The sequence below is a fragment of the Deltaproteobacteria bacterium genome (assembly GCA_030654105.1).
GTDB lineage: Bacteria > Desulfobacterota > SM23-61 > SM23-61 > SM23-61 > JAHJQK01.
The window spans coordinates 1-9,801 of sequence record JAURYC010000257.1; the positions used below are offsets into that span (position 1 = coordinate 1).

A 9,801-nucleotide genomic window follows, 5' to 3' on the forward strand; every position below is an offset into this window, starting at 1 on the left:
AAGACTTTAATGGCCCCTTCGATGATCTGCTTGCGCTTCTCACCGATTAAATTTTTGTCTTTGACGCGGGCTTTGACCTCCATGGGTCCCCTCTGCTAAAAAATACGTTGGTGCCAAATGGATCTACCGAACGAATGTTCATTCATTATAAATTTCTAAAGATTTCTGTCAAGCTTTTTCCCTGAGATCTCCTGAGTTCTCTGAAAAAGTGAAGTTGGAAAGTAGGATGAGCTTCAAAAGGTTTTATTGAGGCTGCTGAAAGATTTCCGGATTATCCTCAGCCCGATTGAAATAGGGTGAGTGGAAGTGTGAGGGTGAGCGATAAGAATATTTTCTAAACACTGGCACTGACACTCACACTGACACTATTTCGGAGCCATCACTCTAAGGGAGAGTTCGGCCAGTTGACGGCCATCCACTGCCGAGGGGGCCTCGGTGAGCAGGTCGGTGGCCTTCTGGGTTTTGGGAAAAGCAATTACATCCCGGATGGACTCGGCCCCGGCCAGGATCATGACCAGCCGGTCGAATCCGAAAGCAATTCCGCCATGGGGAGGAGCCCCAAACTCCAAGGCTTCTAACAGGAAGCCGAATTTTTTCTTCGCTTCCTCCAGGTTAATTCCTAACTTTTCGAAGAGCAAAGATTGGACTTCCCTGCGGTAGATACGCAGGCTCCCTCCGCCAACTTCGGACCCGTTGAGTACAAGATCATAGGCTTTGGCCCGGACTCTTTCCGGAGCATTGGAAAGCAAAGGGAGATCTTCGTCCAAGGGAGAAGTAAAGGGATGATGCTTGGCCGTAAACCTCCCCTCGGCCTCATCATATTCCAAGAGGGGGAAATCCGTAATCCAGACAAAGGAGAAGATACCTTCGGGAATCAAACTCAGCTGTTTCCCCAGCCTCAGCCGGAGGCGTCCCATGACATCGTTGACGACCTTGGGAGAATCGGCCATAAATAAAATGATATCTTCCGGGGTGAGTTGCCAAACTTCTCTTAAAGCCGCACGTTCCTCTTTAGATAAAAATTTAGCTATTGGCCCACTCCACTCTTCGGCACCGATTCTGATCCAAGCCAAGCCCTTGGCTCCCAATTCCCTGGCCTGTTCATTGAACTCATCCAAATCTTTGCGAGAGAGGTTGCCCTGAACCTTCAAAGCCTTGACCGCTCCTCCCCGATGGATAGTTTCGGCAAAAACTTTGAATGCAGTATTTTTCAGGGTGTCCGTTACATCCTTCATCTCCAGGCCAAAGCGAATGTCCGGATTATCCACCCCATAGCGGGTCATGGATTCCTCGTAGGTTAACCGCGGAAAGGGCGTGGCCAGTGGGAGGCCCAGGGTATCCCGAAACAAAGCCTGCATCATTCCTTCCATGATCGAATAGATATCTTCCCGGTCGATGAAAGACATCTCAATGTCGATCTGGGTGAATTCAGGCTGTCGGTCGGCCCGGAGGTCTTCATCCCGAAAGCACTTGACGATCTGAAAGTAGCGGTCAAACCCCGATATCATCAAGAGCTGCTTGAATAATTGCGGCGATTGGGGCAGAGCGTAAAACTGGCCCGGGTTCACCCGGCTGGGAACTAAATAATCCCGGGCCCCCTCGGGTGTTGACTTGGTCAAGAAAGGAGTTTCGATTTCCAAAAACCCCTGGCTATGCAGGTAATCCCGAACGGACCTCGCCGCTCGATCACGCAAGATAAGATTGCGCTGCATCTTCGGTCGGCGCAGGTCCAGGTATCGATATTTCAGCCGAAGGGTTTCCGCCACTGCGGCATCTTCATCGATAGCAAACGGAGGCGGGTTAGATTCACTCAGCACCTTCAGGTCCCCAGCCTGCACTTCCAGTCGGCCGGTCTTTAATTCCGGGTTCTCCGTGCCAGCGGGACGGGCGACTACTTTTCCCTGCACGGCGATGACGTATTCGTTACGCAAAGAGGCGGCCTGGGCGTGGGCTCCGGGGCTAAACTCGGGGTTGAAGACCACTTGAGCAATTCCCTCCCGGTCCCTGAGGTCAATGAACACCAGTCCTCCCAGGTCCCGCCTCCGGTTCACCCAGCCCATAAGAGTCACTTCTTGGTCGATGTGCTCCGATCGGAGATCCCCACAATAACAGGTTCGTTTCAAGTCGCCCAATGCCTCGCCCAATTTTCCGTCTCCATTCTTGATGGCTTCGTAAAAAGTCCATCTGCTGCGTTGCGCTGCATCCTTCGTCGTTGCGGCGTACCTGTAAGTACGCCTCACTCCTCAGGATTGGCGCGCCTTGCATCTGGAGCTTTTTACATTGCCATCCAAATTTTGACTTTTTACGAGCCCACCATTCTTAAACTAAAAAGATTGTTTCAGATTTCAAGTTAGGAATTTTTTTACTGCTCACTGATCACTGCTTACTGCTTACTTTATTTTTCAAAGTCCCTATGATTTCCCCTAAGGGAACTTCCTCTTGACCTTTGGTGGCCATATTCCGGATAATTGCCTGGTTTTTCTTCAATTCTTCTTCTCCCAAAATCAGGACGAAGGGGGTTTTCATACGGTCGGCTTGGCGCATCTGACTTTTCAGACTTTTTCCTTCATAATCTACTTCTGCCCAAACCCCATTATCGCGCAGTTCCTGCGCTAAGGAAAATCCTCTCCGCCGGGCCTTATCCCCCAAAGTCGCCAGGAAAATCTGGGGGTGATGGGCGAAATTTTTTTCCCCGGGTAAAAGCATGATCAACCGCTCCATTCCGATGGCAAACCCGATCCCCGGAACGGCCGGCCCTCCTATCTCTTCGGCCAGGGCATCATACCTGCCCCCGCCAGAGACGGCGTTTTGGGCCCCCAGTTCACCGGCGACCACTTCGAACGCCGTACGGGTGTAATAGTCCAAACCCCGGACCATCCTGGGGTTAAGGGAATAGGAAAGGCGGAGGTCATCGAGGAGAGTTTTTACCTGCTCAAAGTGCCTGTGGCATTCCGGGCAGAGAAAGTTCAAAACCACCGGCGCTTCGGTCAAGGCTGCCTGACAATCTTCGTTCTTACAGTCAAAAATGCGCAGCGGGTTGGTTTCCAGCCTCCGCTGGCAATCCTCGCACAGCGAATTCCTTTTGGTCTGGAGAAAGGTTTGAATCTCTTTTTTATAAGGGGGGCGACACTGGGGACATCCCAGCGAATTGATTTGCAGGCTGAGGTTTTCAATTCCCAAAGCTCCCAGGTAACGCATCAGCATGACCAAAATTTCCGCATCGGCCCAGGCCTCTTGAACACCCAAAACTTCGGCGTCGATCTGGTGAAATTGACGGTAACGCCCTTTCTGCGGGCGTTCGTACCGGAACATGGGACCGATAAAATAATACTTGCCCACGGGATTTTTTTGGTTTAGCCCATGCTCTAAATAGGCACGCACGATCGAAGCCGTCGCTTCCGGCCGCAGCGTCAGTGAGTCCCCATCGCGGTCCAGAAAGGTATACATCTCTTTTCTCACGATGTCCGTGGCCTCGCCGATCGAACGGGCAAAAAGCTCTGTCCGTTCGAGAAGAGGAACGCGAAATTCCGAGAATCCAAACAGCCCGAATATTCTCCGGGCCTCGCTCTCCACGAACTGCCACTTCTCGACCTCTCCGGGAAGAATATCTTTGAAGCCCCGGATTCCTTTGATTTGCAAAGCAAACTCCTCTGGTTTAAAAAGTCTTCCACCGGGGAACACGCAGAGTATGCGGAAAAAAAGAAAAACGCTATACGCATAGCGCTAAGCGCATAGCGAATCTCGGTGTTCCTGCTCATGAAAATTTTACAAATAATTTGCTCTGATAATAGCCAACAAACCCTTGAAAGTCAAGGGAAAGCCCTCCTTGCCCCCCTTCCCTTTTCAATAGGTTGATGAATTTACTTTGATTAACGGAGCCCGGACGGGAGGGTGATGAAAGAGGGAGCACCGGCGGGAAAAAGATCTATTCCGGAGCCGTGCTTGCCTTCCGCCAAGGAAGGCGGGATCACAGGAAGGGAGGGCATTCTCGGCGGCAGCCCCGCCCTGTCCATGGAAAGGACTACCGCCTTGTGCTCCCGAGAGATTCACCCTCCCGTCCGGGCCGGGCAGTCTCTTCCCGGACCCGGCGGGGAGGTGCTGAGGGCCGGCCAATCGGCGGGAGTAACAAAGATTCAAGGAGTCAAACATTTTTGTGGTCCAGTGCGGTAAAAAATGGAAAAAAATCTTATTTTTTATGACCTATAAATTTTTTCCTTGATGAAAATTTCTAAAATTTTGGGATCAAATTGTTTTCCCTTGCCTTTCTCCATTTCTACCAGCGCATCTTCCTGAGACATCTCTCGCCGATAGGGTCGTAAACTGCTCATGGCATCGAAGGCATCGGCAATAGAAATAATTCTTGCCTCCAAGAGAATAAACCTCCTTATTTATTCGCTTAATTTTTTTAATCTTAGATCGTTCTTCCTCTACGACAAGAATCCGAACCCTATTCAACCCTTCTTTTTCTTCTACCGATCCAAGACCCTCCGCATACTTCCAAAAAACAAAACCCCATTCCTCTTCCCGCGAGAAATGGGGTCTCCTTCACTTGGCCCATTTTAGCTCCTCTAAAAAGGTGAGGGGGAGAAAGCCAAACTGTAAGTTGCCAATTTATGGATTTCTCAATGAATTTACTTTACCAAAAAGCTCCTAACTGATCAAGAATATTATTGTCTATTGCCAGAGGTAGCATTCTTGATTAGAAAATGTTATCCTTTTTAGAATTTTTCCATTCTTACTCGATCCTTTCTCCGCCATAGAAGAGAAAAATCCTCAGAGGGAGAAAAAAGGAGCAGGCCGATGAATGAGCAACCGTCTAAAAAAGAAAATGAAATTTTTCCTCCCGCCAGAAGAACCTGAGGGTCATAAGCAGAATGAAAAAAAAGAAGCATTTCATTCCTGGCATCCTACCTCCCCAAGGAAATTTAGGTCTGTCCTGGTGGTTTGCTTTTCTGCAAAACCAGCTCCTCCTTCACCAAGAGTCCTCTTCGGTTCGGATCCCTTATCTGGTTCGATTCGCGGAGCTGGGATTGCCGTTCGGAGACCAACACTATCTGGGTCAGCTTGACGGGCACTCCTGTTATGCCGTGGACCTCCCGGAAGGGACGGTGGCACCGGAAGGGATGGCTTTTGAAGGTCTGCGCAAAGTATACGGGCGCTTGGATGAGGATCTTTTCTGGCTGGCCGCCCGTGCGGTGCAGATTGCAGAGTGGGACCGGACTCATTGCTTCTGCGGTCGATGCGGCATCCCCCTCAGGCTCCGGGAAACAGAAAGGGCCAAAGAGTGTCCTCAATGTGGCCTGCTCCATTTTCCCCGCCTTGCCCCGGCGGTCATCGTCCTGGTGGAGCGAGGCCATGAACTGCTTATGGCCCGATCCCGCCATTTTGCTCCGGGGGTTTACAGCGTCCTCGCCGGTTTTGTGGAACCGGGAGAAACGCTGGAAGAGGCTGTGGAGCGTGAAGTCCTGGAGGAAGTGGGGATACGGATCAAAGACATCCGCTATTTTGGCAGCCAGCCCTGGCCTTTTCCTCACTCCCTGATGATTGGTTTTACCGCCACGTATGCCGGCGGCGAAATTGCTATCAATGATGAAGAGATCGAGGATGCCGGGTGGTTCACGGCGGACAATCTGCCGGGCCAGCCCGGCAAAATCAGTATCGCCCGCCAGTTGATCGAATGGTTCCTGGCCAAGAAAGGAAAGCCTTCATTAGACCCTTAACTACCGCTTTAATGCCCTGATCCCGGATCCCGCTGAACTCCACACTGAATTGAGAATCCCCAGTTCGTGGCCGATCTCGATGAATCGGCAACCCATATCAATATATTTTTTTGCCTCCTCTTCCCAGGGCTGCCCGATTCCGATCCCCACCGCTTTCTTATGTTTGGCCGCGGCTTCAACCGTCCTTTTAATGGCCTCCTGGACCTTGGGATGGTTTTTCTTGGTCGAGCGAAAACCGAGGGACAAACTATAATCCGAGGGGCCGAAAAGGCAGTAGTCCAGCCCCTCGATGGCAAAGATCTTATCCAAATCGGAGACCACCTGCTCGTTCTCCACCATGATTCCCACCATCAACTGGGTGTCGCTCCAGTCCGCAAAGTTCTCGCCCCCTCGGGTTCCCCACCCTCCGGCAAAAGAAAAGCTGCTCATTCCCCGGTGGCCTCTGGGTGCGAATTTCGAGGCCTTGACCACGGCCAGAGCTTCTTCGTAGTTGGCAATGTCCGAAACCAGGATCGCCCCCGCCCCCGCCTGGAAGGCCTTGGAGACAAGGTAGGGGTCTCCTTTTTCCACCCGGATCATGGGGGTGATCCCGGCCAGCGCCGCTGCCCTCATCATATTCTCCATCCCCTCGTCCCTCCGCCAGGAATACTCATTGTCGATCCGGCAGAAGTCCAAGCCACTGTAGCCGGCGACCTCCACCGCGGCTGCGCTGTAGGAGTCAAGGCAGGTTCCCACGGCGATTTTTCCCTCTTCCAGGACTTTTCTAAACCTATTCACTCTTTCCATTTTTCTCCTCCTTTATTAATGTAGAAAATCGCAAAGCGTATAGCGCATAGTGTAAATAAAAAAAAGAGAACGAGCAGGCCGGCAGTACCTCCGCCCACGCGTCGTAACTCAATCGCTGCGCCAGGCGCTGCCATCCCTCCCGGCCACCCCTTGTACGGTTGTATCTAAATTTAGCCGCGCAAGGATCATTTGGATTCCAGAACCTCCGGGTTGGCCATATAGTTTTTATCGGGCCTTCTCCCTTCGAGAATGGTCAGGGTGTTCTGGGCCGCCTCGATTCCCATGCGCGCGAAGGCCTCCTCGGTCGCTGCGGCGATATGAGGCGTCAAAACCACTTTACCCGCCTCACTAAGGCGCCGAAGGGTTTCGGGAGGCTCCTTCCGAAACGTGTCGATCCCCGCCGCCGCGATCTCTCCTTCCTGGAGGGCGGCAATAAGCGCCTCTTCGTCCACCACCTCTCCCCGAGCCGTGTTGATCAGCCACGCGCTTTTTTTCATAATTCCCAGTTCTCTCTTCCCGATCAAGTTCCGGGTTTGCTCGGTGAGCGGACAATGAAGGCTCACGATATCCGCCGCTTTCAGCAGCTCATCCAACTGTGAGACAAGGGTGACCATCGGCGGAAGGCTGCCGTCCCGGAGAAAAGGATCAAAGACCAATACCTTCATCTGCAAAGGCGCGACTAATTCATGAACGCGACGCCCGATTCGGCCAAACCCGACCAGCCCCAGAGTTTTCCGCAATAACTCCACTCCCCGAAACTGGGTTTTATCCCAAAAGCCTTGGCGCATCCGGCTATCCAGCCAGGGGATGTCTTTAGCCAGGGAAAGCATCAAACCAAGAGTGTGTTCCGCCACCGACTCGTAATTGGCCGTCGAGGCGGTCATGACCGGAATTCTTAAGGCGGTCGCGGTTTGGACGTCGATGTTATCGAATCCGGCCCCGTGCTTGGCGATGACCTTCAGATCAGGGGATGCCTTGACGACCTCTGCCGGAACCTTCCCCGTCCGGAGAATCAAGGCGTGCGCCTTTTCTTCCCTCAGCTTTTGCGCCAAAACGGAAGGCTGGGGATAAGGTCCGGTAAATACCACCCTGCATTTTTCGGATAGAATTTTCATAGCCTCCGGGGCGAGATTGTCTCCGGTAACCACTACTCGGTATGGACGCTCGGTATCTCCCATTTATAACCTCCGTACTTCGTAAGCGTATCATCCCTGAGAAAGACCTTTCAGGGTTTCAAAGACTTTCGCTTCCAAAACCACCTGTACTTCGCTTAGTTTCATCTGCGGTTTAAGGTTAACGGATAGGATTGATTCTTGTAAGAGGTGAACTAAACGGTCCTCTAAGGTTTCCCGGTGGACGATAAGTTGTGGTTTTTCAGTTGGGGGCATATATCAAATACCTTTCAAAAGCTTAGCTTATTTTGTTTTTTAGGAATGTTTGCCTGAATACCACTATGGTGATATGCTGTCAAGCCAAAACAAGGCGGGTCAAAACCCGTTTTGGGGCTAATTTCCCCACTCATCCAATCTCTGAGAATTAGAACCTTCCCGGATTCCCCTTCCACCTGGAGCATAACAATAGCGATTTATTTCAGAAAGCCTATCTCCCGCCGATGAAGGTTTGAACTTTCAAATCTTTCCCTTTCGTCGTAAAGGTGATCGCTCCATCCCGGTCTGTAAGAAACGCTTTCGTCCCAATATCCTCATACCTTTTAAAGACGATGGGGTGAGGCAGACGATGCCTGCCCCCTGCCTTTACCGTGAAAATCGCATACTTGGGCCGGACGCTCTCCATGAATTCCGGAGTACTGGACGTCTTGCTGCCATGATGGGGTACTTTTATAACCGTGCTCTGAAGATTTGGATTCGCTCGCCGTATTTCTTCTTCTGCCGCAGCTTCCACATCCCCGCAAAAAAGAAAACTCACTTCACCGAAGGTGAGCCGTAAAACTAACGATGCATCGTTCCCCCAAAAGATTGACCCTTCTTTCCTTCCCAGAGGGGGATGAAGAAACTCTACCTGCACACCATTAATCTCCACCGGCACCGTTCCCTGCCCCATCCTCTGTAAACGCTCACCGGCAGCGGTTAGAAACCTTTCAGCTAAAAAATCATCCTCCGCCTTTTCTCCGTTATGCCAAACCTCACCAATTTTAAAGTTATCCAAAAGGAAAAGGAGTCCCTGAAGGTGGTCCGGATGGCGGTGAGTACTGACCAAAAAATCAATGGCTTTATTTTTCATCTTCCATAAATAGGGAGCCACGATGCGCTCTCCTGGGTCAAAGCTGCCATCGGGAGATCCTCCGCCGTCAATTACCATTACTTTGCCTTGCGGAAAGCGGACAATGGCCGCATCCCCCTGCCCCACATCCAGGAAAGTAACCGCGAGTTCCTTGTTCTGGGAAACTGCATAATATCCATAAGCCTGGAGACTCACGAAGATCGCCAACAGGCCAATCAACCCATGTAGAGCTCGCTTCCAACGTTTCAGGTTGGCGGCAAAGATGAGCATCCCGTAGAGGAGAAACAGTTCTGGAAAAGTGGGTGTACTTACTCTCCTCGAAGCCAGCGGGATGCGGCTGAAAAAATCGACCAGCAGCAGGGAGATGTCCAATAGAAAGACATTCAAGGCCGTGAAGATTTTGGCCAGGGGAAGGGAGACGAAGACCAAAAAAGCGGTCAACAGGCTGAGAAGCGTGTTGACCAATCCCATCAGGGGAACAAGGAGGAGGTTAGAAAAAAAACCTACCAAGGAGACCCGGTTGAAATAGTACCCCACCAAAGGGCCGGTCCCCAGAATGGCTGCTGTCGAGGTGAGGAGGCTGGCGCCGAGGTAAATCAAAAGCTTTATTTTCCAGCGCGGCTGTTCCTCTACCCAGCTCTTTAACGGCCAACTCTTAAAAGGGGAGAAATACTCCGTAAAGCGTGGGATCAAGTAAAGGATGGCCAGCACCGAAAGAAAAGAAAGCTGGAAGGAAACATCAAAGAGAGCGGCTGGGCTAACGATTAAAATCAGGAAAGCGGCCAGGAAAAGCGCATCGTAAAGATCCTTCTCCCGATCCAGGAGCAGGGCGAGGAGGAAAGAGAGCATCATGATTGTCGACCTCACCGCAGCCACCCCCAGACCCGCGATGAAAGTATAAAAGATCACCGGAACAACGGCCACTAAGGCTGAAGTCTTACTCAAAGGCAGGCGCAGAAGCATCGCCGGAAAGAGTTTTAAGATCCAGCGCGTCACCCCGAAGCAGAATGCCGCCACGAGGGCCACGTGCAAGCCGGAGATGGAGAGAATATGG

9 protein-coding genes are annotated in these 9,801 nt (G+C 51.6%); 2 read left to right on the plus strand and 7 right to left on the minus strand.

What is annotated here, in order from left to right:
* Positions 1-365 precede the first annotated feature (365 nt).
* On the minus strand, positions 366-2,144 hold the full coding sequence (aspS, locus tag Q7V48_11055) for an aspartate--tRNA ligase (GenBank protein MDO9211263.1): 1,779 nt from the start codon (positions 2,142-2,144) through the stop codon (positions 366-368).
* Positions 2,145-2,376: 232 nt separating this feature from the next.
* Positions 2,377-3,639: a histidine--tRNA ligase gene (gene hisS, locus Q7V48_11060; GenBank protein MDO9211264.1), complete on the minus strand. Its 1,263-nt coding sequence runs from the start codon at positions 3,637-3,639 to the stop codon at positions 2,377-2,379.
* Positions 3,640-3,894: 255 nt separating this feature from the next.
* On the opposite strand from hisS, the gene Q7V48_11065 reads away from it, so the two are divergent.
* The gene (locus tag Q7V48_11065) at positions 3,895-4,170 is read left to right on the plus strand and encodes a hypothetical protein (protein MDO9211265.1); all 276 of its coding nucleotides are present in this window, start codon (positions 3,895-3,897) and stop codon (positions 4,168-4,170) included.
* A gap of 23 nt (positions 4,171-4,193) precedes the next feature.
* Here the strand turns inward: Q7V48_11065 and Q7V48_11070 are convergent, their stop codons facing one another.
* A complete protein-coding gene (locus Q7V48_11070; GenBank protein MDO9211266.1) occupies positions 4,194-4,370 on the minus strand; it encodes a hypothetical protein in 177 nt (58 codons plus the stop codon).
* A 504-nt stretch (positions 4,371-4,874) separates the two neighbouring features.
* Between Q7V48_11070 and nudC the strand changes: the two genes are divergently transcribed.
* Positions 4,875-5,720, plus strand: coding sequence for an NAD(+) diphosphatase (gene nudC / locus Q7V48_11075; GenBank protein ID MDO9211267.1), 846 nt, complete (start codon positions 4,875-4,877; stop codon positions 5,718-5,720).
* Here the strand turns inward: nudC and Q7V48_11080 are convergent, their stop codons facing one another.
* From Q7V48_11080 to Q7V48_11095, 4 genes are all read right to left on the minus strand, one after another.
* Positions 5,721-6,506 carry an aldolase/citrate lyase family protein gene (locus Q7V48_11080; GenBank protein ID MDO9211268.1) on the minus strand — a complete coding sequence of 262 codons (786 nt, stop codon included), beginning with the start codon at positions 6,504-6,506 and terminating at the stop codon, positions 5,721-5,723.
* 185 nt (positions 6,507-6,691) lie between these two features.
* Positions 6,692-7,684, minus strand: a complete 993-nt coding sequence (locus Q7V48_11085; protein ID MDO9211269.1) for a hydroxyacid dehydrogenase — start codon at positions 7,682-7,684, stop codon at positions 6,692-6,694.
* 27 nt (positions 7,685-7,711) lie between these two features.
* Entirely contained in the window at positions 7,712-7,894 is a 183-nt protein-coding gene (locus Q7V48_11090) for a hypothetical protein (protein MDO9211270.1), read from the minus strand.
* A gap of 211 nt (positions 7,895-8,105) precedes the next feature.
* The coding region (locus Q7V48_11095; GenBank protein ID MDO9211271.1) for a DNA internalization-related competence protein ComEC/Rec2 at positions 8,106-9,801 on the minus strand (1,696 nt) is incomplete at its 5' end.

What these genes read in the sequence shown, in the direction of transcription:
- Q7V48_11080 (MDO9211268.1), bottom strand. Translation starts at nt 6,506, where the DNA reads ATGGAAAGAGTGAATAGGTTTAGAAAAGTCCTGGAAGAGGGAAAAATC.
- nudC (MDO9211267.1), top strand. Translation starts at nt 4,875, where the DNA reads ATGAAAAAAAAGAAGCATTTCATTCCTGGCATCCTACCTCCCCAAGGA.
- Q7V48_11065 (MDO9211265.1), top strand. Translation starts at nt 3,895, where the DNA reads ATGAAAGAGGGAGCACCGGCGGGAAAAAGATCTATTCCGGAGCCGTGC.
- Q7V48_11090 (MDO9211270.1), bottom strand. Translation starts at nt 7,894, where the DNA reads ATGCCCCCAACTGAAAAACCACAACTTATCGTCCACCGGGAAACCTTA.
- Q7V48_11085 (MDO9211269.1), bottom strand. Translation starts at nt 7,684, where the DNA reads ATGGGAGATACCGAGCGTCCATACCGAGTAGTGGTTACCGGAGACAAT.